We start from the raw sequence: 25,903 nt of genomic DNA, 5'->3' as shown, positions 1-25,903 counted from the left end.
GGCTACTGCCTGTTTCAGGTGCCCGGCGCAATCTACGCGCAGAAAAACAGCGTAAAAAAGCTGATTTTCGCGAGCCTGATCTTGTGGGGCGTGTGCGCGGCGGCCACCGGCATGGTCAGCAATATCCCGATGCTGATGGTGCTGCGCTTCGTGCTCGGCATCGTCGAAGCAGCAGTGATGCCGTCCATGCTGATGTATATCAGCCGATGGTTCACGCGCACCGAACGTTCGCGCGCGAATACGCTTCTCATTCTCGGCAATCCCGTGACGGTGCTGTGGATGTCGGTGCTGTCGGGCTATCTCGTGAAGCAGTTCGGCTGGCGCGAAATGTTCGTGATCGAAGGCGTGCCGGCGCTGTTGTGGGCCGTGGTCTGGTGGTTCACCGTGCAGGACCGCCCCGCCGATGCCAAGTGGATGAGCGCATCCGAAAAGGCCGAATTCGATGCGATCCTCAAGTCGGAACAGGCGCATATCGCGCCGGTACGCGACTACAAGTCCGCGTTCAAATCGTCGATCGTGCTCAAGTGCTGCGCGATTCACGCGCTGTGGAGTATCGGCGTGTACGGCTTCATCATGTGGCTGCCGTCGATTCTCAAATCGGCTTCAAGCATTGATATCGTGTCGGTCGGCTGGCTGTCGGCGGTGCCTTATCTCGCGGCCATCATTCTGATGCTGCTCGCCTCCTTTCTCTCCGATAAAACGCGCAATCGCAAGCTCTTCGTGTGGCCGTGGCTGCTGATCGGCACGATCGCGTTCGTTGGATCGTATCTGGTCGGCACGTCGAATTTCTGGTTATCGTTCGTTCTCCTCGTGATTGCAGGCGCGACCATGTATGCGCCGTACGGCCCGTTCTTCGCGCTGGTGCCGGAACTGATTCCGAGCAACGTGCTCGGCGGTGCAATCGGCCTGATCAACGCGTGCGGTGCGCTTGGCGCGTTTCTGGGTGCGTATCTCGTGGGCTATTTGAACGGCGCGACGGGCAGTCCATCGGCATCCTATGTATTCATGGCGGCAGCCCTGCTCGCCTCCGTCGTACTGATGATGCTGGTGCCTGCAAGCACAGGCCAACGCTCGACGCCGAAGGATGGCGCGGGCACGAAGAAGGCGGTCGCATCGGCCGTGGCGGAATAAAGCATGTCCATTCAAATCACCGACGTCAAAACCATTCTCACCGCGCCGGAAGGCATCAATCTGCTGGTCGTGAAAGTGGAAACGAATCAGCCCGGACTCGTGGGCTACGGCTGCGCGACCTTCGCGTATCGGCATCTCGCGGTCAAGTGTCTGATCGAGGAGTATTTAAAGCCGCTGCTGATCGGGCGCGATGCGGAAGCGATCGAAGAGTTGTGGCAGTTGATGCATCAGAACGCGTACTGGCGTAACGGACCGATCGAAAACAACGCGATTTCCGGCATCGATATGGCCTTGTGGGATATCAAGGGCAAGCTCGCGAATATGCCGCTGTATCAGCTTTTCGGCGGCAAGGTGCGCGAAGGCGTGCCGATCTATCGCCATGCCGATGGCCGCGATCTCAACGAACTGTGCGACAACATTCAGCGTTACCGCGAGCAAGGCATCACGCATATTCGCTGTCAGAGCGGCGGTTATGGCGGCGGAACCTTTGGCGCTGCGCCCGCGCGTGCGCCGGAAGGCGCGCCGGATGGTATCTATCTCGACAGCCGCAAATACATACGCGAAACGCTCAAACTGTTCGATGGCATTCGCAGCAAGATCGGCTTCGACGTGGAGTTGTGCCATGACGTGCACGAACGTCTGAAGCCCATCGAAGCGATTCGTTTTGCGCGTGAACTCGAATCGTACGAACTGTTCTTTCTGGAAGACGCCATTCCGCTCGAAGAAGGCGAATGGATGCGTCAGTTGCGCGACAAGACCACTACGCCGCTGGCACAGGGCGAGTTGTTCAATAATCCTTATGAATGGCGATTCCTTATCACGGAACGGCTGATCGATTTCGTGCGGGTTCACTTGAGCCAGATCGGCGGAATTACAGCGGGACGCAAATTGCAGATTTTCGCCGAGCAATTCGGCGTGCGCACCGCATGGCACGGTCCCGGCGATATGTCGCCGCTGGCGCATGCGGCCAATATTCATATCGATCTGGCCGCGCGCAATTTCGGCGTGCAGGAATGGTCGGGCACCGAACCGCCGAACTTCGTGATTCAGGAGCTGAAGGGACCGCGCGAAGCCTTGCTCGACGTGTTCCCCGGTTTGCCCGAGTTCCGCAACGGCTTCGTTTATGCAAATGACAAGCCGGGGCTGGGCGTGGATATCGACGAGACGGAAGCGGCGAAGTATCCGTGTGAGCGCACTGTCACGACGTGGACGCAAACGCGTTTGATGGATGGCGCGTTGCAGACGCCTTGAGGAAGCGTCGGGCCGAAGCGGGTCGGTCGATTACAATGCACACCCCGGTATCGAAATACGCGACCTCATGGCCCTCGCCGATCTGCTTATCCCCGCCGTCAAGCGTCTGCTGCGCGCCAAACGTCTCACTTATCGCGACGCCGCCGCCGCGCTCGATCTCGCCGAACCGAGCGTCAAGCGCCTGTTCGCCAGCAAGCGCGTGAGTCTTGCGCAAGTCGAGCGGCTGGCGGAATTGCTCGGCATGAGCATCGTGGAGTTGATCGAGGAATCGGAGTCGGCCGCGCCGCGATTGCGTGCGCTGACGCATAAGCAGGAAGCCACGCTGGTCGCCAACGAAAAGCTGTTGCTGGTGACGGTGTGCGTGACGAATCACTGGTCGATCGCGGATATCGTCGCGTCGTATGCGGTGACGGAAGCGGAGTGCATCAAATACGCGCTCGTGCTGGACAAGATGGGCATCATTCATCTGTATCCGGGCAATCGCATCAAACTGCTGCTGGCGCGCGATTTCGACTGGCTGCAACAAGGTCCGATCCGCACGTTTCTGCGCCAAAAAGCACTGCCCGACTTTCTATCGAACGGCTTTGCTAATGAACAATTCGATATCCTTAGCTTTGGGCACGGCATGCTGACGCCATCCGGACGTCAGCAGTTGCGCGTGGAATTGGAAAAGCTGAAGGTGCGCTTGTCGGCGCTGCACGAGGCATCGTCGAAAGCGCCGTTGACGGAGAAAAGCGGTATCGCGTTATTGCTTGCTACACGTTCGTGGGAGCCAGACATGTTCGCGCGGCTCAGGCGCAAGTAAAGACGCAAATAAAAGCGCAAACAAGCCGCGCGTCAATCCAGCGAAAGCCGCACGGCAAATGCCATCAACGCGGCAGAAAAGCCCCAGCGCTGCACGGTTTGCGCTTTCGGATGCCTGCGCAGCCAGCCTGAAATACGCACCGCGCCGGCGGCGAGCGTGATATCGAATAATGCGCCCACGAGCACGAGCAGCACGCCGAGTTCGACCACTTGCGACCACACCGGTCCCGCGTCCGGCCGCACGAATTGCGGCAGCAACACCGAGCAAAACAGCAGCGCCTTTGGATTGAGCACGCTGCTCATCACGCCATTGGAAAACGCCGAACGCAGCGTTGGTGAAGTGGCCTGCGCGGACGTCGCTGTATCGAGTCCGAACGCCGGCGAGCGAAAAATTTTGATGGCGATATACGCGAGATAAAGGCCGCCTGCAATGCGCACGCCTTCGTAAATCCAGGGCGCGCTGCGCAGCAAGGCCGCGACGCCGAGCGCCGACAGCGTGACGTGCGCCGCACGCGCGCTCGCCAGTCCGGACGCCACCGCCAGACCGTGGCGCAATCCGCGCGTCGCGCTGGTCTGAAGCACCAGCGCCATATCCGGACCCGGCAACGCGTACACAACGGCCAACGCGCCGATAAACACGCCGAGCAAATGACTTGAAACCATGATCCCTCTCCTTTCGATGCGATGAATCTTGCCACCATCGACGGAGCGATTTGCGCTATTTTTCAGGCCCCGTCGTGAAGTGCGCGCCGTTTTCCCCTATCATTTCGCTATTGGATAGAGGAAAACATCATGAGCGAACTGGACCGTATCGACCGGGACATCCTGAGCGCGATTCAGCGCGATGGCCGCGTGCCCGTCGCGAAGCTGGCCGAACGCGTGGGCCTGAGCGAAACGCCGTGCGCGCGGCGGTTGAAGCGTCTGGAAAGCGAAGGTTTCATCGAGGGCTATCGCGCGATGCTGTCGCGCAAGGCGCTCGGTTTGGGCGTGGTGGCGTTCGTCAGCGTACGCTTCAGCGATCACGACAGATCGGTGTCCGAACGATTCGAGCGCGAGATAGCGGCGATCGAGCGCGTGGTGTCGTGTCATAACGTATCGGGGACGGCGGATTATCTGCTGCAAGTCGTGGTGCGCGATCTCGATGAATACGGCACGTTCTCGCGCGACGTGCTGCGCACCTTGCCCGGCGTAACATCAGTCGAATCGATGCTTTCGTTACGCGAAATCAAACGCGATAACGGCCTGCCTATCCCATCGTAGACAAACCTCAAAAGGAACCAAAACCACGATGTCCGACATTCCCAGCATCGCCCTGATAGGTCCGGGCGCTATCGGCACGACGGTGGCGGCGGCGCTTCACGAAGCCGGCCGCACGCCGATGGTCTGTGGCCGCACTGCGCTCGAACGTCTCGAACTGCGTTTCGACGGCGGTCAACTCACCGTTCCCGGTCCGGTTCAGACCGATCCCGCCGCGATTAACAGCACCGTCGATCTCGTCTTCGTCGCAGTCAAGTCGACGCAGATCGAAGCCGCCGCGCCGTGGCTCGCCGCGTTGTGTCATGAGCAAACCGTCGTCTGCGTGCTGCAAAACGGCGTCGAACAGAAAGCGCTGCTCGCGCCGTATTTGAACGGCAATTCCGTGCTGCCATCGGTCGTGTGGTTTCCCGCGCAGCGCGAGCCGGACGCGTCGGTGTGGCTGCGCGCCAAACCGCGCATCACGTTGCCCGATACGCCCGCAAGCGGCGTCGTGGTCGCGGCGCTGCGCGATACGCGTTGCGAAGTCGAAGTATCGGCGGATTTCGTTTCGCTGGCGTGGCGCAAGCTGTTGCTGAACGCGGCGGCGGGTTTGATGGTGCTAACGGGCCGCCGCGCCGGCATGTATTCGCGCGATGACATCGCCACGCTGGCGCTGGCCTATCTGCGCGAATGTCTGGCCGTGGCCCGCGCGGAAGGCGCGACCTTGGGCGATGAAGTCCCGCAGGAAATCGTCGATGGCTTTCGCCGCGCGCCGCCCGATCTGGGCACGTCCATCCTGGCAGATCGGCAAGCCGGGCGTCCGCTCGAATGGGACACGCGCAACGGCGTGGTGCAGCGATGCGGCCGGAAGCACGGCATCGCCACGCCGTCCAGCGATCTGATCGTGCCGCTTCTGGCGGCTGCGAGCGACGGACCGGGTTAAGCGCTTTCACACGCATCGAACCGCATCACGATCTTCGCGCCGCGCTCGGGCGTCGCCTCGCCGATCTCGATCGTCCCGCCATGCGCGCGGACGATTTCGCGCGCAATTGCCAGCCCAAGTCCGCTGCCCTCCACGTCGGAGGCGCGAAAAAACGGCTCGAATACGCGTTCGCGCAGCGCATCGGGAATGCCGGGACCTTCATCGATCACGCTGACATGAAGCGCGTCGCCGGTGCGCGTGGCTTCGACGGTCACGCGTATGCCTTCGGGCGAATAGCGGATGGCGTTATCGACGAGATTCGAGATCGCCGCCGATAACAACGGCTCGCTGCCCTTCATCACCAGCGATTCATCGAACGACACCGCCAGTTCGATATCCCTTCGGCTCGCCACCATCGCGAGCTTTTCCACCGCGCGCGTAATCACGCCCTTCAGATCGACGACTTCGCTTTCGAACGCGGTGTAATCGGCGGATTCAGCTTGCGCGAGCATCAAAAGCTGATTGATCAGCGCGACCATCGCGCGGTTGCTGTGGTGCATGGCCGCGAGCGTTTCGCGCACGTCATCGAGACTCTGCTGGCGGCGCGCGTACTGAAGCTGCGAGCCGAGCACGGTCAGCGGCGTGCGAATCTGATGCGCGGCATCGGCGATAAAGCGGCGCTGCGTCGCGGTCTGCCGTTCGATCACATCGAGCGATGCGTTGAACGACGACACCAGCGGCTGCAACTCGTCGTGCAGATCGGTCGAATCGATTCGGGCGCGGGTTTGCGTACTATGCGTAGCAGCGAGCTTGCGCAGCGGCCTCAACTCAAGCGCCAACCCCGCGCAAATCAGCAGCGTGGCCACCGCGATACTGCCGAGGATATACACAAGCTGCGGCTTCCATAGCGATGCCACCAGCGCATCGCGCGCCGCCAGCGTCCGTCCGACGGAAACGATCACATCGACCGTGCGGCCTTCGTCGTACATCGGGCGTGTGAGCGAGACAGCGCGGATCGGCAAGTCGGCGACGCGCGCGTCATACCATTGCGGTGCCACGCTGCGCCGCGTGCCCGGAAAATCCGACGTCCCCGCAATCACCTGCCCGCCCGCGATTTCCACGCGGTAATACACCTGATCGCCTTCCGGCGTGCCGACGATCTGAATGCTGCCGGGCGAAACGGAAGCGACCAGCGCGTCGCCATTCCAGCGCACATCGGCGGCGAGCACGCGGGCGGCGGCGAGCAACGCGGCGTCCTGCAGGAGATCGGCGGTGCGCCGCGCGTTCGCGTGCGTGACCCACGCGGCGATCAGGCCGAACACCGTCATCGGCACGATCAGCCAGAGCAACAGACGCGTGCGCAGGCTACGTTTGCGGCTCTTCATGTTCCAGCAAATAGCCAAGCCCGCGCAAAGTAATGATCGCCGCCGTGCTCTTTTCGATCTTCTTGCGCAGACGGGAAATATAGATTTCGATGGCGTCGCCACTTGGCGGCGCATCGCGGTCGTCGATGGCTTCGGCCAGCACCGCTTTCGATACCGTGCGTCCGGTTTGCAGAATCAGCGCTTCTAAAACAGCATGTTCGCGCGGCGTGAGCGAGAGCGCGTCGTCATCGACAAAAAACTGGCGGCGGTCCATGTCGTAGAGCAAGGTGCCGCAGCGCAGACGATTGGAGCGCACCGGCGCGTGGCGTCGCGCCAGCGCCTTGATACGCGCGATCAGTTCGCGATCGTCGAACGGTTTGACGACGTAATCGTCGGCGCCGTCGCTGAGACAAATCACTTTTTCGCCGATATCGCCGGTCGCGGTGAGCACGAGAACCGGCGTGTCATTGGCATTGTCACGCATGCGACGCAGCACCGCCTTGCCCGACATGCCGGGCAAGTTCAAATCCAGCAGCACCACGTCATAACGCGTACCGGCCAGCGACGCTATCGCCGCTTCGCCGTCCGGCACATGCTCGACGAGGAAACCCTCGTCGGTCAGCGTTTTGGCGAGCCAGTGCGCCAGTTGGTGATTGTCTTCGATCAGCAGAAGTTTCATTGCTCGGGAACGCCTTGCCACCTGTAACCGTTGCGGGCCTCGCGTGAGCGATAGAGCACCAGTGTCGCCACCGTGCCGCACAGCGCAGCCGCGCCCATCCACGCGCCCGGCGCGGCCTTGTCGCCGGTGAAATGGATCAGCGACGTCGAGATGGCGGGCGTGAAACCGCCGACCAGCGTGGCGAGGCTGTAGGCCATCGAAAAGCCGGTCGTGCGCACGTGCGCGGGCATCAGTTCCGTGAGCGCGACGACCATCGCACCGTTGTACCACGCATAGAGCACCGAGAGCCACAGTTCCACCAGCAGCAAACGCTCGAACGAGGGCGCGGAAACCAGCCATTGCATCGCCGGATAGGAGGTGCAGATGGTCAGCAGCGTGAAAATCAGCAGAATCGGGCGGCGGCCCACGCGGTCGGACACCGCACCGGAAATCGGCAGCCAGATCAGATTCGATACCCCGACGCACACGGTCACGATCAGCGAGTCCATCGACGACAGATGCAGCACGGTCTTGCCGAAGGTCGGCGTGTACGTGGTAATCAGATAGAACGATGCCGTGGTCATCACCACCAGACCCATGCCCGCGAAAATCAGCCCCGCGTTCTGCACCATCGACATCATGATTTCGCCCATGCGCGGATGATGCTTGCGCGCGGCGAATTCATCGGTTTCGCGCAGCGTGCGGCGAATCAGGAACAGGAACGGCACGATCAGGCAGCCGACCAGAAACGGAATGCGCCAGCCCCACGCGTTGACATCGCCGGGCGGGAGCAATTGGTTCAGCAACACGCCGAGCGATGCCGCCGCGATCACCGCAACCTGCTGACTGCCCGATTGCCACGAGCAGAAGAATCCGCGCTTGCCGGGCGTGGCGATTTCCGAGAGATACACGGACACGCCGCCCAGTTCCACGCCAGCGGAAAAGCCTTGCAGCAATCGGCCGATCAGCACGACCACGGGCGCGGCAAGTCCTATCGTCGAATAGCCGGGGACGAAGGCCACGCACGCGGTGCCGACGGCCATCAGCGAAAGCGAAAGGATCAGGCCTTTGCGCCGTCCGTGACGGTCAACGTAAGCGCCGAGCACGAGCGCGCCGATCGGACGCATCACGAAACCCGCGCCGAATACCGACAGCGCGAGCAGCAAGGATACGAATTCGTTTTCCGCCGGAAAGAACGTATGCGCGATGGCGCTTGCGTAATAGGCGTAGACGGTGAAGTCGTACATCTCCAGGAAATTGCCGCTGACCACGCGGAAAACCGCGCGAAACGGCGATTCGGAACGATGTTGTGTATCGGAGTTCATAAGGTCCTCTGATGAATGAAGGACGAGTTGCGTCAACCGGCGGCACGTCGTGTCGCCGGACATAAAAAGGTTTGTTTGCTTGCGGCTTTTAAGCGATATCCATCACCGCTTTGCCCGACTGACGGCGTTCTTCGAGCGCGGCGTGCGCTTGCTCGACATCGTCCATCGTGTAGCGGCCATTGATTTCGATGCGCAGCGCGCCTTGTTCGATGGCGGCGAACACATCGTCGGCGCGGCGCTGCACGGTGGCGGCATCGGCGAGATGGTCGGCAAGACGCGGGCGCGTAAGAAACAGTGAGCCGGCTTCGCCGAGTTCGTACGGATCGAGATCGTTCATCGGACCGGTGGCCGAGCCGTAGTTCACGACCAGACCGCGCGTGCGCGTCGCGCGGAAGCTGTCGCGCAGCGTGGTCTTGCCGACGGCATCGAATACCACGTCCACGCCGCGCCCGTCCGTCAGTTCGCGAATGCGATCGGCAAACCCGCCGTTCTCATACAGCAGCACGTGATTCGCGCCGCGCGCACGCGCAATCGCCGCCTTATCCGGCATACTCGTGGTCGCGAACACTTCCACGCCGCGCCGCTTGGCCAGTTGCACCAGCAATTGGCCGATACCACCCGACGCCGCGTGCACCAGACACGTCATGCCTGCTTCGAGCTTGGCTACATCGTCCAGCAGATAGTGCGCGGTCGAGCCTTGAAAGATCGCGGCGGCAGCGACATCGAACGCAATGCTGTCCGGAATGCGAGCGACGCGCGCGGCGGGCACGATGGCGTAATCGGCATACGCGCCCCACGAAATGCACCACGCCACGCGATCGCCCTTTTTGCACGATGTCACGCCCGCGCCGGTTTGCACCACTTCCCCCGCGCCCTCCATGCCGAGCGTGCACGGAATCCGCACCGGATACGTGCGCGAATTGCGATATTTGCCTTGCCGCGTATGCACGTCCATGAAGTTGATGCCCGCCGCCACCACGCGCACCAGCACCTCGCCCGGCCCCGGGTTCGGCACGTCGATATCGACGCGGCGCAGCACTTCCGGGCCGCCGTATTCATGAATCTGGATGGCTCGCATCAGCATGTCTCCGTGGTTTTGTCTTTACTGCGCCTGCGCGACGAAACGGTCGGTCCAGGTTCGCGCCAGATCGATATGACGGCGCGATACATCGGCATCGACCGAGGCGATTACGCTCAGCACGGTCGCGGGTGCATCGGCGGGCATGCGGCCGTTGGGCGAGAACGCGGGCTTCATGACCGTGAGCGCGCGCCGGTACATCGCGGCATCGTCACCTTTGAGCGATGCAGGCATCGCCGCTTCGACTTCCTGTTCGCTGTGCGTCTGGATAAAACGCAGCGCCGCCAGCACCGCGCGCACCAGCCGCGCCGTATCGTCCGGATGCGCGTCGATCCAGTCGCGGCGCATGTAGATGCACGCGCCGACGTAGGAGCCGCCGAGTTGCGCGCGCGTATCGGCGGGGCTGCGCAGATCGACCAGCGTGCGCGCCGCGCCGCGCGAGAGCAAACGCGTGGCAGTCGGCTCTTCGGTCATGCCGGCATCGACATCGCCGTTGGTGAGCGCTTGCTCGAACGCGGCTTCGGTCGCGAGCGGAACCGCCGTGTAAGCGTCGGCGGGAACATTCGCGCGCGTGGCCAGATAGCGCGTCAGGTAATACGTCGATGAACCGAAGCCGGTAACGCCGAGCTTGCGACCTTTGGCATCGGCCATGCTGCGCATCGTGCGCTTGCTGCTCGCCAATTCGATCAGCCCCGCCGATTGCCCCAGCACGATGACTGATTGCACATCCAGCCCGCGACTCTGCAAGCCGATGGTGTGATCGTAATAACCGACGGCGCCCTGAATCGCCCCGGCGACGAGCTCGGTCGATGTATCGATGCCCGCAGGCGACGACAGCACGCGCACATCCAGCCCTTGTTCGCGGAAATAGCCGAGCCGGTCGGCCAGCATCACCGGCAGATAGATCAGCTTGGCCGCGCCGCCGGTCATCAGCCGGATCGGTTCCGCGTGCGCGATATGCATCGACTGCGCGAGCCACAGCGTGGTCATGCAGATCAGCGCACGCGTGAATCGGGCCATCGAAAAGTCTCCTGAACAGCCGAAACGCCTTGAATGCAGGCGTCTTTGGTATGTCACGGAGTATAGAAAAACGTCCCCTTCTGAATGCTTTCCGTTTGTGAAGTGTTTTCTACGTAGTTTCCCGACGCACGGTGCGGCGCTTTTCACAGCAGATCGGCACGCAAGTCGCGCACGCCTCGGCCCAAACGTTGACGCAATAACGAACGCAAAGTCGCGCCATCGCTATACCCGACTTCCGCCGCGATGGATTCGAGATCGTGGCCGCCGCCGCGTATCAGCGATTGCGCGTGTTCCACGCGAAGATCCTGAAAATACGCCAGCGGAGACTTGCCCAATACGTCCTGACAACGACGCTGCAACGAACGCGTGCTGGTGGCAAGCGCGCTCGCGGCATCCTGCAAGGAAAAGCCCGCGCGGAGGTTTTTTCGCGACCATTGCTCAAAACGCTGAATCAGCGGATCGGCCTGTGCAAGATGATTCGGGATGATGTAAGCCGCCTGCGACGAGCGAATATCCGCCAACAGATAACGCGATACCAGCGCCGCCAGTTCCGGGCTTGCGGTTCGGATCAGCCATAGCGCGAGATCGAGATGGCCCATCGCCGCGCCCGCCGTCACGCCGATATCCGACGGCACCAGCATGCGCGATTCGTTCAGTTGCACGCGCGGATAGCGTTGCCGGAACAGCGGCGCAAGTCCCCAGTTGGTGGTCGCTTCGCGGCCATCGAGCAAGCCCGCTTCGGCGATGATGAACGTCCCCAGACACGATGCGCCGATGCGTACGCCCGCCGCGTGCCACGCCAGAAGCTGCGCATGCGCGTCGATCACGTCAGGACGCGCGAGTGTTTCGATCAGTTCGTCCGGGTTCGTCTTCACGATCGCGGGAACGATGACCCAATCCGGCTTCGGCCTCGGTCTGATGGATTCGACAGGAATGGACATGCCGTGCCGCGAGCGCACCCGCTTGCGCACGCCGACCACGGAAACATCGAAACGCGGCGTGCCGCCCATCATGCCCTTCGACAAGGCGTTGGCGGCGTTCAGGGCATCGAGCGTCACGGAGAGGCCGGTATCGAACAGGCCGTCGAGTGCGAGCACGGAAATACGCATGGCGTGAATACCCATAAAGTGGACATTCACGACTTTAGCAGCGAAATCCGCCGCGTATGTGCCGTTGGCGTGAATGACGACAAAGTTGGCGCTTATGCCTGTACCGTGTCAACGCTTGCAACACTAGACTTGACGCCGTTGTCCCTCAACCGATATCCCCGTCAAGGAGTCAGAAAATGAAAGTGCTCGCCATTGGAAATATCGTCAAACCGGTGACGCCGGAACTGCGCGCCCAGATCATGCCGCGCGAAGTGCCCGCCACGCTCAAGCTTTATCTCGATGCGAAGATCGAACAGTTTTGGTATCGCTCGGACAAACCCGGCGTGGTCTTTCTGATGAATGTCGATTCGCTCGATGAAGCCAAAGCCGCGACCGGTGCGTTGCCGCTCGTGGAAGAAGGCATCGCCGAATACGAGTTCATGCCGCTGGGGCCGCTTGCGCCGCTCGGCATGCTGATTCAGGGCAAGTAAGCTAACTTAATGGCACCGCTGGCATCGCTCGGGCGATGCCACTCTTGAAGCCTGGAGTAAAAATGAACGCTATCGATTCGACGCTTCTCGACAATCCCGCGTGGGCGGCGCTGACCACGAAACAGGCTCATCTCGCGCTGGGCGACGGTCCCGCGCGCCGCTACGATCCAGCCGTCGCGCCGTTCGCGGCGGTCGAACGCATGACGCCGGAAGCGCTGCATCGGCTCGGCCGGTTGCTTGCGCCAGAGGAGTCGGTGGCCGTGCAAAGCGTGACCGCGCTGCCCGCCGTCGATGGCCTGCACATCGAGAAATTGTTCGATGCCATGCAAATGGTCGATGCAGGCGTCGCAGAACTGGGCGATGTGAGCGACGTGGAACGCCTGAGCGCGAGCAACGCCGCCGAGATGCTCGATCTCGCGCTTCGAACCAACCCCGGCCCTTTCGCGATACGCACGGTCGAAACGGGCCATTACATCGGCGTTCGAGACAAGGGACGGCTGATCGCGATGGCCGGTGAGCGGATGACGCTCGATGGCTTCGTCGAAATCAGCGCCGTGTGTGTGGACGATGAATATCGCGGACGCAAACTCGCGGGCCGCCTGATGAATATTCTTCGCCGCGAAATCAGATTACGCGGTGACGTGCCGTTTCTTCATGTGCGCGACGACAATGCGTCGGCTATCGGGCTTTATCATCGGCTGGGATTCGAAGACCGGAAGATGTTCGGGCTGTATCGCGTAAAACGGATTTGATACGGAGTCTTGACTATTCGCCATGACGGAAAAAGCATGGGCATGCGATGCGTTAAAATCAGCGATCGACCCATCCGATAGCACGAGGTTTTGAATGTCAGCCGAGCCTGTCACACGCGAACCGCTTCACCATCGCCAGATCGATATGCGAGTGTGTAAGCGCAGCGACGGCCTCTTCGAAGCCAGCGCTCATTTGACGGATACCAAGTCGCATGATTTAAAGCCCGACGCGGGCGATCTGACGTTTGCCGCCGGCTCGCCCATTCACGATATGCGCGTGACGCTGATCTTCGATATCGACATGATCGTGCGCGGCGTCGAGACTTTCATGGCCTCGCATCCTTATGCTTCGTGTCCCGGTGGCGGCGACTCGCTGAATGCGCTGATCGGCGTGCAGATCGGTGCGGGATGGAACAGCAAGGTCCGCGCAATGCTGCCGAACTGCGATACGTGCACGCATCTGAAGGAATTACTGACGCCGCTCGCCACTGCCGCCATTCAGGGCATGGTGGGCTTGCGAGCTTCGAGCCTCCAACATCGCAATAGCGACGGCAAGCCTTCGAAGATCGACAGTTGTCACGGTTACTCGGCCACGCGTGAGCTGGTCAAAATACATTGGCCGGAGTATTACCGGCCCGCGCTGACCGACAGCGCGAAATAAATCAGCCTGCTTATTAGCTTGCCTTGGCGCTCAGCAAATCTTTCGCATCGCCGAGAATGCCGTCGGCAATCTTGCCCGAGTCAATCTTGTACGTGCCGTCGCGCAGTGCGGCTTTGATTGCGTCAACCTTTGCCGTATCGATATCGGACGTCTTCGCTGCGTGCAGCGCCGACGTCGAAGAAAGGCTCACCGTCGAGCTGGCAGCGCTGGTTTTCTGAACCGCGCCGAGGGCATCGGCTGCATCGACCTTGTTGGTGGCGCGCGTGGCGTTCGTCTGAGTCGTGGCAAGCGTGTTGATGCTGGAATCGATCTTCATTTTGGTCCGCTCCTAAGCTGTTGAATCCTTTAACGGTCGATGGTTTGAATTCTTCATGGACCCGGTGAGCGCGTAACTGCCTTCGAACACTACTGCATCCCGCAAAGCCTTGCTGGAAAAGGCTCTCGGCCAGATGAAACAAAGTGCAACAAAGTGTTAGCAAGCCCACATATCCGCACTTTTACCGATGAAGTTTTCGGAATCGGTAATTGATAGACCTGCTTTCCATACAAAAAAAGCGCCGCAAAGCATGAAGCTCGCGGCGCTTTCATAAGACATAACGACGTGCTTACATCTGCACCGTATCTGCCACTTCCTTGAAGTCTTCGATCTGATCGAAGTTCATGTATTGGTAGATCTTGTCGCCGTTCGCGGTGAGCACGCCCATGTCGGCCATGTACTCTTCCTTGGTCGGAATCTTGCCCAGACGCGAGCAGATTGCCGCCAATTCCGCCGAGCCGAGATACACGTTCGTATTCTTGCCCAGACGATTCGGGAAATTACGCGTGGACGTGGACATGACCGTTGCGCCCTCACGCACCTGCGCCTGATTGCCCATGCACAGCGAACAGCCCGGCATTTCGGTGCGAGCACCGGCCGTGCCGAACACGCCGTAGTGGCCTTCTTCGGTCAGTTGCTTCTGGTCCATCTTGGTCGGCGGCGCGACCCACAGCTTGACCGGAATATCGCGCTTGCCTTCCAACAGCTTCGACGCCGCGCGGAAGTGGCCGATATTCGTCATGCACGACCCAATGAACACTTCGTCGATCTTCGCACCCGCCACGTCCGTCAGCGTCTTCACATCGTCCGGATCGTTCGGGCAGGCGACGATCGGCTCATGCACATCGGCCAGATCGATTTCGATCACGGCGGCGTATTCCGCGTCTGCATCCGGTGCGAGCAATTGCGGGTCGGCGAGCCATTGTTCCATCGCCTTGATACGGCGCTGCAGGCTGCGCGGATCCTGATAACCCTGCGCGATCATCCATTTCAACAGCGTGATATTGCTGTTGAGATATTCGATGATCGGTTCCTTGTTCAGATGCACCGTGCAACCGGCAGCCGAACGTTCGGCGGATGCATCCGACAACTCGAACGCCTGCTCGACCTTCAGGTCCGGCAGACCTTCGATTTCGAGAATGCGGCCCGAGAAAATATTCTTTTTGCCTTGCTTGGCGACCGTCAGCATGCCCTGCTTGATGGCGTACAGCGGAATGGCGTTGACGAGGTCACGCAGCGTGACGCCCGGTTGCATCTTGCCCTTGAAGCGCACCAGCACCGATTCCGGCATATCCAGCGGCATCGTGCCCGTGGCTGCGGCGAACGCCACCAGACCCGAACCCGCCGGGAAGCTGATGCCGATCGGGAAACGCGTATGCGAGTCGCCGCCCGTGCCGACCGTATCCGGCAGCAGCATGCGGTTGAGCCACGAGTGGATCACGCCGTCGCCCGGACGCAGCGCGATGCCGCCGCGCGTGCTGATGAAGTTCGGCAGCGTCTGATGCGTCTTCACGTCCACCGGCTTCGGATAAGCAGCGGTATGGCAGAACGACTGCATCACGAGATCGGCGGAGAAGCCGAGGCAGGCGAGGTCCTTCAGTTCGTCGCGAGTCATCGGGCCGGTGGTGTCCTGCGAGCCGACCGAGGTCATCTTCGGTTCGCAGTAGGTGCCCGGACGCACGCCTTCGCCTTCCGGCAGACCGCATGCGCGGCCAACCATCTTCTGCGCCAGCGAAAAGCCCTTGCTGTTCGCCGCCGGTTGTTGCGGCAGACGGAACAAGGTCGATGCCGGCAGACCCAGCGCTTCACGCGCCTTCGCCGTCAGACCACGACCGATGATCAACGGAATACGGCCGCCTGCGCGCACTTCATCGAACAGTACGTCGGACTTGACCTGGAATTCGGCGATGACTTCGCCGTTCTTCAACGCCTTGCCTTCGTAGGGGCGCAGTTCGACCACATCGCCCATTTCCATCTGCGATACATCGAGTTCGATGGGCAGCGCGCCCGCGTCTTCCATGGTGTTGTAGAAGATCGGCGCGATCTTGCTGCCGAGACACACGCCGCCAAAGCGCTTGTTCGGGATGAACGGAATGTCTTCGCCCGTGAACCACAGCACCGAGTTGGTGGCCGATTTGCGCGAAGAACCGGTGCCGACCACGTCACCCACGTAGGCGACCAGATGGCCCTTCTCCTTCAGCGATTCGATGAACTTCACCGGGCCGCGCTTGCCGTCTTCTTCCGGCGTGATGCCCGGACGCGCGTTCTTTAGCATGGCCAGCGCGTGCAGCGGGATATCCGGGCGCGTGGTGGCGTCGGGGGCCGGCGAGAGGTCGTCGGTATTGGTTTCGCCCGTCACCTTGAATACGGTGATGGTCAGGCTTTGCGGCACTTCCGGGCGGCTCGTGAACCATTCGGCGTCGGCCCAGCTTTGCAGCACGGCGCGCGCGTGGGCGTTGCCCTTGTCGGCCAGTTCCTTGACGTCGTGGAACTGGTCGAACATCAGCAGGGTTTTCTTCAGCGCGTCCGCCGCGACGGGCGCGACTTCAGCGTCCGACAGCAGTTCGATCAGCGGCTGAATGTTGTAGCCGCCCAGCATGGTGCCGAGCAGTTCGGCGGCGCGCGCACGCGAGATCAGCGCGCATGCCGTTTCGCCCTTGGCGACCGCAGCGAGGAAACCGGCCTTGACGCGGGCGGCGTCATCCACGCCTGCGGGCACGCGGTTGGTGATGAGGTCGAGCAGCGTCTGCTCTTCGCCCGCTGGCGGGTTGGTGAGCAATTCCACCAGTTCGGCGGTTTGCTGGGCCGTCAGCGGGAGCGGGGGAATGCCGAGTTCGGCGCGTGCGGCTACGTGAGCGCGAAAGTTTTCAAGCATTGGGGGACCGTTGGTTTGCGTTTCAGGGGAGGACTTCCAGACACACTGAGACTGTTCCGGGGCGTTGCTTTGGCGCGATTTTAATGCCGATGTGCCGAAATTGTCAAATGTCTTATGTCTTATGTCTTATACAAGACATCAAGGATAGATCGATGCCGGCAGTGGTTTTCGGCATGCAAAGTCATGCAGGCCACTGCCATCGAATGGCGTGTGGCGGGGTTTGACCCGGGAGATTCGGTTTGCAATTCGACTGGCATCGCGCGCTTCGCTTCGGAAGTCGCGCGTCAGTCGAATAGTTAGCAATCCGTGATGATTTTATTCACGCGCCGAGGATGACGCGCGTATGCTTCAGCGCGTCGAAACGATGCCCGCACTGACGGACGGGTCCGGCCGCAATGCATGGTCCGCACGAAGACGCGCAGCGATCGCCTGACCCATCGCTTCCCCATTCTTCTCCGTGCCGCCGATCAGCGCGTCCAGCCCTTTCCAGAGAATCGTGTCGATTTCCTGCTGATAGAACGGCCGCGTTTCTACGCGGGTATTCATTTGCGATGCATCGTGTTCGTCCGGAACGAGCGTCGCCGTGACATCGGAGAGCGTCAGTTGCCACGTGGCTTCTGCGTAGCCGCGCAAATTCGCTCGCGTGCTCACGGCGGTCACGGTCATGATCTGTGTCGCGTGCGTGGCCAGAAGCGTGCGAGGCAGCGTGCGCGCGTCGGCTTCGGAGTCGATCTGCAACAGCGCAACGGGAATCGAACCAGCTGTATTTTTGAGCGTGCCGCCGAGCGAACTCGTAAAGTGCCCGCCCTCACGCTTCAAGTGCGCGCGTTCGAACAGCCTGTCATCAACGACGATCAGCAGGCTTCGCACCGGCGTCGGCTGCTGCCGCCGGTACGAAGTCGTACGCACATCAGGGCCGCTTGCGCAGCCCGCCAACATCGATGCGCTCAGCAGCATCGCCAGTCCGGCTTTGAGTCTCATGGCAGTTCGGGTTCGCTTGATCGTTCATGGATAACGACACAGCCGCGCGATACCTTGAACGCACGCGATATCACGCAGCCTGCAACCTGAACACCGCCACCGTATCGCGCAACGAACCCGCCTGCTCCGACAAAGCCTGCGCCGCCGCCGAAGCCTGTTCGACCAGCGCCGCGTTCTGCTGCGTGACTTCGTCCATCTGCGTGACAGCCAATTCGGGAGTTGTATCGGGGAAGCCAGCAGGAAAGGCGATAGAGCCGGTGCGACTGCGGCCCCCTTTCCCAAGCCTCATTCAGCGATACGTTTGAAGCTGACGTAGTAATCGTCGGTGTAATAGCATTCGCCGATCTGCTTGCGCGCGCCGCCACACACGATGCGCCGCAAGCCGCGATCTTTCGCGCCCGGCGTGCGAACCGTGTAAGCACGGTAATAGCCGCGCGGATGCTCGGGCAAAAGCGTTGCGCTATTGCGGAACAACACGCCGTCTTCGCCGAACGGATACGGCCCACCCGCTTTGATCAGACGCAAGGTCTCGGCGGCTTCGCCCGGCAATTGCGCCTTCGTGATGGTAGCGGGCGCACCCGCCTTCACGGCCGATGCGGCAATCACGGCACTTGCGCCCGACGCCGCCTCGACCGGCGCACTCGCCGATGCGCCCGCGTCCTTGGCCGCAGTCTTCGATCCGTCCTTGTTGCATCCGCCGAGCAAGGCGCTCAAGGCGAGAATGCAGGTTAAAGCCCACGCATGCTTGACCAACGCTTGTCTCCCGATGACCGGCATTCGACGATGGCTTCAAGAGTATCGCTAACGGCGGTGCGGAGCAATGATCCGTCACTTCCTATTTGTCGGGATCGGAGATTGCTAGCGACGAAAATTATACAGGATTCCAGAATAAATCAGCTCGCGTCCAGCCAGCTTAATACTTCCTGCCATTGCGACTGCGTCATCGCTTCGAACCAGCTATCGTGATCGGCCGTCGGCAGCAGCATAAAGCGGGCGTGCTCATGCTCTTTGGCGAAGCGTTCGGCGTGCGTCACGGGAATCAGCGTGTCCTGCAACGCACCCACGATCACCACCGGCCCGCCGTAATGCGACACCGCCGCGACCGAATCCAGGCGATCGTGCAGCATCCAGCGCACAGGGAAAATCGGATACTTTTCGGCAGCGACGTCGCTCAGAGAATCCCACGGTGTAATCAGCACGACACCGGCAATCTTCGACTCGTTGCCCTCCACCGCTTGCGCCGCCATGCCCGCGCCCAGCGATTCGCCCACCAGCCACACCGGTTCCGGCCACTGCGCCAGCGTAGCGGCCAGCGCCTGACGCGAAGCCGCGACCGCCGCCTTCATGGTGCGCGCGCCCGCACGATTGCCGTGCCCCGGATATTCCGCAATCACCACGCGATATTCCGCATGCACGAACACATCGGCAAGCGGTAATTTCGTCTCGGCGGACTCCTCGTTTCCGTGATATACGATGAACGTCCCGCGCTTGCGATTGCCCGCAGGCGTGACGACATAACCCGCATATTCGCCGTTCGCCGTCCATTGCGCGATCGTATCGCCCGTATGCTGCGCGGTACGCAGATCGGGCGCCTCGGGCGTCGAAGGCAGCAGCATGCGGTCCTGCATCAGATAAAGCGCGAGCGCCGCGATCAGATACGCAGCCAGTGCCAAACGTACGGCGTGATAGAGCAAACGCATGCAGTGTCTCGGACGTAAAAGGCGCGATTGAATAGCGATTGAATAGCGATCGGATAAGCGTTTGATAAGCCAGTGCGCGCCAGTATAGAGACGATTTCCGTCACCATGAGCCGAAACATAGTGCTCCGATTCACCGTGTTGACTGAACTTCTGTAGTCTCCCTCTGGTCACGATCCTAAAGTGTCGCTCGCAAAAAGCCGTTAGTCAGGCGAAACCAGCATTCGTGTCATACAAATGGAAGTAAGAAATTCTCGCCGATGGGCGTCACGGGGTCGTAACAGGTGGATCGTCGCTGCGGGCGCGCTCGTCGCCGCTGCGACCATCCGGACCATACTGCATCCGTTGCTCGGCCCGATCATGCCGGGCACCGCGTTTCTGATCGCCGCCGTGCTCGTGGAGTATTACTGCGGGCTGGGTCCGGCTATCTGCGTCATGATCACCGGCCTGTGTCTCGCGGACTATCTGTTCGTGCCGCCGTACGGACGTATCGATGTGATCGATGGCGCGGATATCAAGCTGCTGGTTTCGTATCCGCTTATCACCATCGTCGTCATTACGCTGGTCGAGCGGCTGCGGCGCGCGCAGTATCGCGCGGAATTGCTGGCTGCGGTCGCGCAGTCGCGCTATGAAATGCTGCTGCGGCACGATAACGAACGCCTGCTCGCGCGCCGCGCGACCGACGAGATGCACCGCATGCTGCATCACATCGCGCAGTACAACCACGCGCTGATTCTGATCAAGGCGCTCGATCCAATCGCCAGTGCACCGACCGCGAGCTTCGTTGCGACCGTAGCGGCTGCAAGCTCGGGCGGCGTGATCGATGATGAATCGTTCCTCACGGGCCTCGCTTTCGGCGCGATGCACGCACAGGTGCATCAGGAAGATCTCGCGCAGATGAGCGCGCGCATGTTGCCGGGACGACATCGTTTGCGGTTTGTTTCCGGGCCGGAAGACTGGCGGCCGGTCGAATGTGTATGCGAGCGATTCACCACGCCCTCCGGTGAATTTCTGATTCTGCGAGCAGAAGAATAACTATGAACGTGCCGCAATTTTCGACGATGCAAAGCCAGGATCACGCGGTTCTGCTGCTGCACGGTCTTTCCAGTTCGCCGCTCGAACTGCGCTTTCTGGCGCGTTTTATCGGCGATGAAGGCTTTGCCACGCATACGCCCGAATTGCCGGGCTATAGCGCCGGCACCGGCCACGCCACGATGGAACAATGGATCGATGCCGCCGTCGCCGAGTTCGATGCACTGAGCGCACGCTACAAACATGTCTCCGTCTGCGGCCTGTCCATGGGCGCAACGCTCGCCGCCGCAGTCGCACAACGCCGCCCCGCCGCGCGCGCCCTGCTGCTGTTGTCGATCACGCTGAACTACGACGGCTGGGCGATCCCGTGGTATCGCTTCCTGCTCGATTACGTCTATTACACGCCGATGCGCTCGCGCTACCGCTATCGCGAGCACGAGCCTTATGGCCTGAAAAACGAGGCGCTGCGCTCGAAGATCGCCCGCGCGATGCAGAAGAACGAGATCAGCGAAGTCGGTCCTGCGTCGATCGCCATGCCCGCGCTGCACGAAGCGAGCCGTCTGGCTGCGCACGTGCGCAAGCACCTCAAGAGCATCGGTACGGATTGCCTCATCATTCACGCCATCGACGATGAGACCTCCAGCCCGCATAATGCGCGCGCGGTGGCGAATAACGTAGGGGCATCGTTTCTTCGCACCATCTGGCTCGACGACTCCTATCACATGATTACGTCCGACAACGAACGTGAAGTGGTGGCGCGCGAATGTGCGCTGTTTCTGCGTGAAAGCGCGGCTGCATCTGCAACGAATCATGCGCCGACGCCGGTCGTTTCGCGCGCGCTTGCCCGGCGTCTGCGCCAGTTGGCGACGGTGGCGGGCAAAGCATGAAAGCGCTGATAACAGGCGTTTTGATGGGCCTCGCGTGCACCGCACATGCCGCCGACACGCAAGCGGAAAGCGACTGGAAAATCTCTGTCGGACCGGGCATGTATATTTTTCCGGAGTTTCCTGGCTCCTCGCGTTTGCAGGTGCTGCCGTTTCCGGTGCAGGACATCTCGTGGAAAGACCGCGTGTTCTCGCAAGGGCCGGACGTGCTCGGCGTGAACGTTTTGCGCAGCGAGAACTATCATCTCGGCGCTTCGCTGAGCTTCGACTTTCAATCCCGCTCCGCTTCCGACGATGCCCGCCTCAAAGGTCTGCCCGATGTGCATTACGGGCCGAAACTGCGTCTATTTGGCGATTACACCTACTGGGCGTTCACGGGCGCGGCGGCGGTGTATCAGGATATCGGCGGAACGGGTCAGGGTTTGACGGCGATGGCGGACCTGCTCGTGTCCGCGCCAATCGGAAAAGCGCTTATTTCGATGGGTCCGGGGCTGACCTGGGCGAATGCCACGTACACGCGCACCTTCTTTGGCGTCGATCAGCAGCAAAGCCTGGCTTCGGGTCTGCCGCAATACAACACGTCATCCGGCCTGCGCGATGTGCACTTCAACATCGACGGCACCTATACGTTCGACAAGCACTGGTCCGCGAACCTCGTGATGGTCGTAGGGCGGCTTCAGCGCTACGCGGCAGGCAGCCCCATTACCGAACGCCGGCTCGATCTCAATGGCATGGCGTCGGTACTTTATCGCTTTAGATAAGCCTTAAATAAACCTTAAACAAGCATGAAACTCGCTATGACGCGAGAGAAAATGGCTTTGCTAAGCGCGTTTTCTACTGCGCGCATAGGGTCCGCGCGACATGGGCGGCACATCCGGCGCAGCTCCCTCGTTCACTTCGATCGCCAGTCGCAGCCCGATCGTATTGAGCAAAGCGATCAGCGTCTTGAGCGTGGGATTGCCGCCCGGCGAAAGCGCCCGATAAATCGATGGCCTGCTTCCGCCGCCCGCCCGCGCGATCGCGCCGACGCCACCCGCTGCATTGGCGACATCACGCAAGGCGGTGAGCGCAGCGCCGAAGTCATCGGGGTCGTTGAGGCGGCGCATTGCTTCGCACACGTATTCGGATGCGAACGCGCGATCGGTGCCGAGCCGCGCGATCAGTTCGGCATCCGGTAGCGCGTAAGGCTTGATGTCGGCTTTCGTTCGCATACTGCTCAGTGATTGGTCTGCGTATCGGCGACGCCGCCGTAAGCCGTGGCCCCCTTGCTTTCGTGCTGCTCCGCGAACGCCGCCTTGTTGCGCGCAATGGTGCGTGCGCTGGGCGGATAGTCCGTGCCATTTGCGGGCAGCAGACCTTGCGCTTCTGCCTGCACGAGTTGCTGTTTGACTTCGGCGCGCGTGAGGCCATTCGATTGAGTCTGCGCCTGAGCTTGCGCGGCAAAACCAACGGTCAACGAAGCGATAAGCAAAAGAAGAGTCTTTTTCATGATGGATTCCTTAGTAAATTAATTCGGCTTGGAAGATGAATTGGCAAAGCGCGGGCCGTGATCGCGCGCAAAGGCATCGTGTGATACGAAGCTCAATGCACACACAAGCCACATCAGCACGCCCGCATAAGCGGTCCATCGCTTCATTGCGATGACGCGCCGCTTGCCTGCGTGCTGTTGTTCGCGCCGCCATACGCATTCATGGCCGCGACCTTCGCTTCGGCGGATTGCAGCGCTTGCGGATAATCCGCGTCATGCGTGCTCGGGCGATAACCCACTGCTTCGAGTTGCGACAACTCCGCCCGCACCTGCGCACGCGTCACATGCGCCAGCGCCGATTGAGCGAACGCTGCGAACGGCATCAGCGTGGCGGTTGCCAGCACGACGCACATCAACTTTTTCATGGTGTTTCCCTCACTGATTCACGGATGAATGGCGGAGGGAGCTTGCCCTCCGAACGCCGCTTCGTTGTGTGCGACGTTGAGGACATTGTGGAATCCGGGCGCTGTTGAGAAGCTGACGCGGACGTTACAAGTTTGAAATCTTGCGCGTCACGTGCGCGGCATTGCTTTGGGAAAAGACAGCACGAAACGCGTGCTGCGTGCATCGCTTTCGGCGTGAGCTCGGCCGCCGTGCAGTTCCATGATGGTCCGCACGATAGCCAGTCCCAGTCCAGCCGATCCGCTCGCCGCGCCGCCGCGCGATGGATCGCCGCGATAGAAGCGGTCGAACACACGTTCGAGCATCGACGGTTCGATCGGCACGCCTTCGTTTGCGACGCACACGCGTATAGACGTTGCGTCTGCATCGACGGAAAGCGTGATGGTGCCGTCGCGCGGCGTGTAGCGAACGGCATTGGCCAGCAGATTGCTCACTGCGCGCCTGAACAATTCGACATCGGCACTGAGCGGTTCAGAACCCTCTACGGCGATTCTCACGCCCGCATCTTCCGCAAGCCCTTCGAAATACTCTGCAATCCGATGCAATTCCTCGCCTGCATCGAACTCGCGCAAATGGCGTGCGAATTGCGGATGCTCCGCGCGCGCGAGAAACAACACGTTTTCGATCATGCGCGAAAGGCGATCGCACTCTTCCAGATTCGATGCCAGCAGCGTCTGATACTCGTCGGTCGAGCGTGGCCGCGCCAGTGCCACTTCGGTCGCGCCGCGCATATTGGCAAGCGGCGTGCGCATATCGTGCGCGAGATCGGCGGTGAATTGAGACAAGCGCTGAAAGCTGCGCTCCAGTCCCGCGAGCATGCCATTGAGCGATGCGATCAGTGGTTCGAGTTCAGTTGGTACGTTATCCATAGCAATGCGCGTATGAAGCTTGTCCGAGGTCACCGTCGCTGCACTGTTCGCCATATTGCGCAGCGGTTTGAGCGCGCGCCGCACCAGAAAAAAGCCTATCGCAAAGGTCAGCAGCACGCCGATCGCGCCCGCCCAGTGCAGACGATCGCGATAGCGGTCGAGCAAGAGCCAGCGGTCGCGCATATCACGCACCACGACGATGGTTGCAACGGAACCGTCACGCAGACGCGTATCGGCCGCCAGCACGCGCAGCGGATCGCCATCGGCTTCGTGCATATCGACGATAGCCTGATCGGTGATCTGCGCCCCCGCAGGCACGGCATGCGCGTCAGGCGAAGGCAGCGCGACCTGTGCGAGCGCGGCATCGACATTGTGTTGCACGAGCGGTTTGTGCGCGGCATCGACAATCTTCAGCGACAGCGCGCCATTGCCGAGCACCTGACTTTCGAGCCGCTCGCGATAGCGCTCGATATCGGCATAACTCTGCAATTCATCGACCAGCCGCCGCGTATGACGCGTGGCAAGCACGATATCCAGATCGTCCTGCACGCGTACCTGATGCGCCAGCGCGAGATAGACGAAGCTGCCGACCAGCGCGAATACCGCAAGCGTGGTCGCAGCGAACGCGAGCGCGAGCGTCGTGGTGAGCGAACGCGTGCGCATCAATCTTGACCGGGCGTATTGATCACATAGCCGACGCCGCGCACGGTCTGAATAAGCTTGATCTCGAAGTCGTCGTCGATCTTCGCGCGCAATCGGCGGATGGCGACTTCGACCACGTTGGTATCGCTGTCGAAATTCATATCCCACACATACGATGCAATCTGCGTGCGGCTCAGCACTTCGCCATGACGGCGCGCAAGCAGTTGCAACAAGGCGAATTCGCGTGGCGTCAGATCGATACGCTTGCCCGCGCGGCGCACCTTGCGGCGCGTCACATCGATTTCGAGGTCACCTAACGAAATCAGATCGCTTTCGCGCGGCGGGCCGCGCCGCGCCAGGGAACGCACGCGCGCAAGCAATTCGACGAAGGCAAACGGCTTGACAAGGTAATCGTCTGCGCCGAGTTCGAGACCGCGCACGCGGTCCTGCACGTCATCGCGCGCGGTAAGAAATAGCACGGGCGTTGACTTGGTTTCGCGCAAGCTGCGCACGACGTTCCAGCCGTCCATGCTCGGCAGCATGACATCGAGCACGATGACGTCGTAATTCTCTTCTTTGGCGAGAATAAGTCCCTCGGCGCCGTCGCCGACGACATCGACCAGATAACCCGCTTCTTCCAGGCCTTTTTTGATGTAGACGCCCGCTTTTTGCTCGTCTTCGACAACCAGTATGCGCATGCCCGGCCCCCGCAGACCGCATTCAATTGTTAAGCTGACGATTCTACGCGGTTGATCCAAGCGCTCGATTACAAATCCGTTATCTCGGGCGCGCCCAGCTTTTGTCTACCCTCAGAAGATTTCCGGACAGTAACGCTTCTCGTTGCAAGGCCAATCTTTATAAACGACTATGCTGTCCAGATAACGCAACGGAACGAG

At 61.0% G+C, this 25,903-nt stretch carries 29 protein-coding genes; 11 read left to right on the top strand and 18 right to left on the bottom strand.

Annotation, left to right across the window (positions count from 1 at the left end):
- The 3 genes from P7F28_RS17335 to P7F28_RS17325 all read left to right on the top strand — a co-directional run.
- Positions 1-1,131: MFS transporter (locus tag P7F28_RS17335; RefSeq protein WP_277185752.1), on the top strand; the 1,131-nt coding region annotated here is incomplete at its 5' end.
- Positions 1,132-1,134: 3 nt separating this feature from the next.
- Positions 1,135-2,382 carry an enolase C-terminal domain-like protein gene (locus P7F28_RS17330; protein WP_277185751.1) on the top strand — a complete coding sequence of 416 codons (1,248 nt, stop codon included), beginning with the start codon at positions 1,135-1,137 and terminating at the stop codon, positions 2,380-2,382.
- Positions 2,383-2,449: 67 nt separating this feature from the next.
- Entirely contained in the window at positions 2,450-3,187 is a 738-nt protein-coding gene (locus tag P7F28_RS17325; protein WP_277185750.1) for a transcriptional regulator, read from the top strand.
- A 32-nt stretch (positions 3,188-3,219) separates the two neighbouring features.
- Here the strand turns inward: P7F28_RS17325 and P7F28_RS17320 are convergent, their stop codons facing one another.
- A complete protein-coding gene (locus tag P7F28_RS17320) occupies positions 3,220-3,849 on the bottom strand; it encodes a LysE family translocator (protein ID WP_277185749.1) in 630 nt (209 codons plus the stop codon).
- A 129-nt stretch (positions 3,850-3,978) separates the two neighbouring features.
- On the opposite strand from P7F28_RS17320, the gene P7F28_RS17315 reads away from it, so the two are divergent.
- Together P7F28_RS17315 and P7F28_RS17310 are read left to right on the top strand one after the other, a co-directional pair.
- Positions 3,979-4,446, top strand: coding sequence for an Lrp/AsnC family transcriptional regulator (locus P7F28_RS17315; protein WP_277185748.1), 468 nt, complete (start codon positions 3,979-3,981; stop codon positions 4,444-4,446).
- A 28-nt stretch (positions 4,447-4,474) separates the two neighbouring features.
- Complete coding sequence (locus P7F28_RS17310) at positions 4,475-5,365, top strand: oxidoreductase (protein WP_277185747.1); 891 nt, start codon at positions 4,475-4,477, stop codon at positions 5,363-5,365.
- On the opposite strand, the gene P7F28_RS17305 is transcribed toward P7F28_RS17310, so the two are convergent.
- The 6 genes from P7F28_RS17305 to P7F28_RS17280 all read right to left on the bottom strand — a co-directional run bounded on the left by P7F28_RS17305 (position 5,362) and on the right by P7F28_RS17280 (position 11,898).
- Positions 5,362-6,729 (bottom strand): sensor histidine kinase, encoded by a 1,368-nt coding sequence (locus tag P7F28_RS17305; RefSeq protein WP_277185746.1) that lies wholly within the window; start codon positions 6,727-6,729, stop codon positions 5,362-5,364. The two genes, P7F28_RS17310 and P7F28_RS17305, sit on opposite strands and share 4 nt — an antisense overlap.
- A complete protein-coding gene (locus P7F28_RS17300) occupies positions 6,710-7,387 on the bottom strand; it encodes a response regulator transcription factor (RefSeq protein WP_277185744.1) in 678 nt (225 codons plus the stop codon). Before P7F28_RS17300 ends, P7F28_RS17305 begins: the two co-directional genes overlap by 20 nt.
- Positions 7,384-8,691, bottom strand: a complete 1,308-nt coding sequence (locus P7F28_RS17295; protein ID WP_277185743.1) for an MFS transporter — start codon at positions 8,689-8,691, stop codon at positions 7,384-7,386. Before P7F28_RS17295 ends, P7F28_RS17300 begins: the two co-directional genes overlap by 4 nt.
- 88 nt (positions 8,692-8,779) lie before the next feature.
- Positions 8,780-9,769, bottom strand: a complete 990-nt coding sequence (locus tag P7F28_RS17290; RefSeq protein WP_277185742.1) for a quinone oxidoreductase — start codon at positions 9,767-9,769, stop codon at positions 8,780-8,782.
- A 24-nt stretch (positions 9,770-9,793) separates the two neighbouring features.
- Positions 9,794-10,789 carry an ABC transporter substrate-binding protein gene (locus tag P7F28_RS17285; RefSeq protein WP_277185741.1) on the bottom strand — a complete coding sequence of 332 codons (996 nt, stop codon included), beginning with the start codon at positions 10,787-10,789 and terminating at the stop codon, positions 9,794-9,796.
- Positions 10,790-10,932: 143 nt separating this feature from the next.
- Positions 10,933-11,898, bottom strand: a complete 966-nt coding sequence (locus tag P7F28_RS17280) for a GlxA family transcriptional regulator (protein ID WP_277185762.1) — start codon at positions 11,896-11,898, stop codon at positions 10,933-10,935.
- Between the two features lie 176 nt (positions 11,899-12,074).
- Here P7F28_RS17280 and P7F28_RS17275 point away from each other — a divergent pair, with 176 nt between their 5' ends.
- From P7F28_RS17275 to P7F28_RS17265, 3 genes are all read left to right on the top strand, one after another.
- Positions 12,075-12,368, top strand: a complete 294-nt coding sequence (locus P7F28_RS17275) for a hypothetical protein (protein ID WP_277185740.1) — start codon at positions 12,075-12,077, stop codon at positions 12,366-12,368.
- 62 nt (positions 12,369-12,430) lie between these two features.
- Positions 12,431-13,120 carry a GNAT family N-acetyltransferase gene (locus tag P7F28_RS17270; protein WP_277185739.1) on the top strand — a complete coding sequence of 230 codons (690 nt, stop codon included), beginning with the start codon at positions 12,431-12,433 and terminating at the stop codon, positions 13,118-13,120.
- Between the two features lie 94 nt (positions 13,121-13,214).
- Positions 13,215-13,781, top strand: a complete 567-nt coding sequence (locus P7F28_RS17265) for a DUF2889 domain-containing protein (protein WP_277185738.1) — start codon at positions 13,215-13,217, stop codon at positions 13,779-13,781.
- A 13-nt stretch (positions 13,782-13,794) separates the two neighbouring features.
- Here the strand turns inward: P7F28_RS17265 and flgM are convergent, their stop codons facing one another.
- The 6 genes from flgM to P7F28_RS17235 form a co-directional block, all read right to left on the bottom strand.
- Positions 13,795-14,097 carry a flagellar biosynthesis anti-sigma factor FlgM gene (flgM, locus tag P7F28_RS17260; protein WP_277185737.1) on the bottom strand — a complete coding sequence of 101 codons (303 nt, stop codon included), beginning with the start codon at positions 14,095-14,097 and terminating at the stop codon, positions 13,795-13,797.
- A 289-nt stretch (positions 14,098-14,386) separates the two neighbouring features.
- Positions 14,387-16,972 carry a bifunctional aconitate hydratase 2/2-methylisocitrate dehydratase gene (gene acnB / locus P7F28_RS17255; protein WP_277185736.1) on the bottom strand — a complete coding sequence of 862 codons (2,586 nt, stop codon included), beginning with the start codon at positions 16,970-16,972 and terminating at the stop codon, positions 14,387-14,389.
- Positions 16,973-17,320: 348 nt separating this feature from the next.
- Positions 17,321-17,953 carry a hypothetical protein gene (locus P7F28_RS17250; protein WP_277185735.1) on the bottom strand — a complete coding sequence of 211 codons (633 nt, stop codon included), beginning with the start codon at positions 17,951-17,953 and terminating at the stop codon, positions 17,321-17,323.
- Between the two features lie 70 nt (positions 17,954-18,023).
- Entirely contained in the window at positions 18,024-18,149 is a 126-nt protein-coding gene (locus P7F28_RS17245) for a hypothetical protein (RefSeq protein ID WP_277185763.1), read from the bottom strand.
- 89 nt (positions 18,150-18,238) lie between these two features.
- Entirely contained in the window at positions 18,239-18,706 is a 468-nt protein-coding gene (locus tag P7F28_RS17240; RefSeq protein WP_277185734.1) for a ribonuclease, read from the bottom strand.
- 140 nt (positions 18,707-18,846) lie between these two features.
- Positions 18,847-19,653: an alpha/beta fold hydrolase gene (locus P7F28_RS17235; protein WP_277185733.1), complete on the bottom strand. Its 807-nt coding sequence runs from the start codon at positions 19,651-19,653 to the stop codon at positions 18,847-18,849.
- 234 nt (positions 19,654-19,887) lie between these two features.
- Between P7F28_RS17235 and P7F28_RS17230 the strand changes: the two genes are divergently transcribed.
- The 3 genes from P7F28_RS17230 to P7F28_RS17220 are packed head-to-tail and all read left to right on the top strand — an operon-like array spanning position 19,888 to position 22,327.
- Positions 19,888-20,685: a DUF4118 domain-containing protein gene (locus tag P7F28_RS17230; RefSeq protein ID WP_277185732.1), complete on the top strand. Its 798-nt coding sequence runs from the start codon at positions 19,888-19,890 to the stop codon at positions 20,683-20,685.
- A 2-nt stretch (positions 20,686-20,687) separates the two neighbouring features.
- Positions 20,688-21,569: a carboxylesterase gene (locus P7F28_RS17225; RefSeq protein WP_277185731.1), complete on the top strand. Its 882-nt coding sequence runs from the start codon at positions 20,688-20,690 to the stop codon at positions 21,567-21,569.
- On the top strand, positions 21,566-22,327 hold the full coding sequence (locus tag P7F28_RS17220) for a MipA/OmpV family protein (protein WP_277185730.1): 762 nt from the start codon (positions 21,566-21,568) through the stop codon (positions 22,325-22,327). Before P7F28_RS17225 ends, P7F28_RS17220 begins: the two co-directional genes overlap by 4 nt.
- Before the next feature lie 60 nt (positions 22,328-22,387).
- Here P7F28_RS17220 and P7F28_RS17215 read toward each other — a convergent pair whose 3' ends face one another.
- The 5 genes from P7F28_RS17215 to P7F28_RS17195 all read right to left on the bottom strand — a co-directional run bounded on the left by P7F28_RS17215 (position 22,388) and on the right by P7F28_RS17195 (position 25,705).
- A complete protein-coding gene (locus tag P7F28_RS17215; protein ID WP_277185729.1) occupies positions 22,388-22,777 on the bottom strand; it encodes a DNA-binding protein in 390 nt (129 codons plus the stop codon).
- Positions 22,778-22,782: 5 nt separating this feature from the next.
- Positions 22,783-23,055: a DUF4148 domain-containing protein gene (locus P7F28_RS17210; protein ID WP_277185728.1), complete on the bottom strand. Its 273-nt coding sequence runs from the start codon at positions 23,053-23,055 to the stop codon at positions 22,783-22,785.
- A gap of 143 nt (positions 23,056-23,198) precedes the next feature.
- A complete protein-coding gene (locus P7F28_RS17205) occupies positions 23,199-23,459 on the bottom strand; it encodes a DUF4148 domain-containing protein (RefSeq protein ID WP_277185727.1) in 261 nt (86 codons plus the stop codon).
- Positions 23,460-23,606: 147 nt separating this feature from the next.
- Positions 23,607-25,028, bottom strand: coding sequence for a heavy metal sensor histidine kinase (locus tag P7F28_RS17200; protein WP_277185726.1), 1,422 nt, complete (start codon positions 25,026-25,028; stop codon positions 23,607-23,609).
- The gene (locus P7F28_RS17195; protein WP_277185725.1) at positions 25,028-25,705 is read right to left on the bottom strand and encodes a heavy metal response regulator transcription factor; all 678 of its coding nucleotides are present in this window, start codon (positions 25,703-25,705) and stop codon (positions 25,028-25,030) included. The genes P7F28_RS17200 and P7F28_RS17195 overlap by 1 nt, the downstream gene beginning before the upstream one ends.
- Positions 25,706-25,903: the final 198 nt, after the last annotated feature.

The organism is Caballeronia sp. BR00000012568055, assembly GCF_029439455.1.
In the GTDB taxonomy this organism is placed as follows: Bacteria; Pseudomonadota; Gammaproteobacteria; order Burkholderiales; family Burkholderiaceae; genus Caballeronia.
The sequence above is the reverse complement of the archived record's forward strand: the minus strand, read 5'-3'. Positions and strand labels throughout refer to the sequence as shown.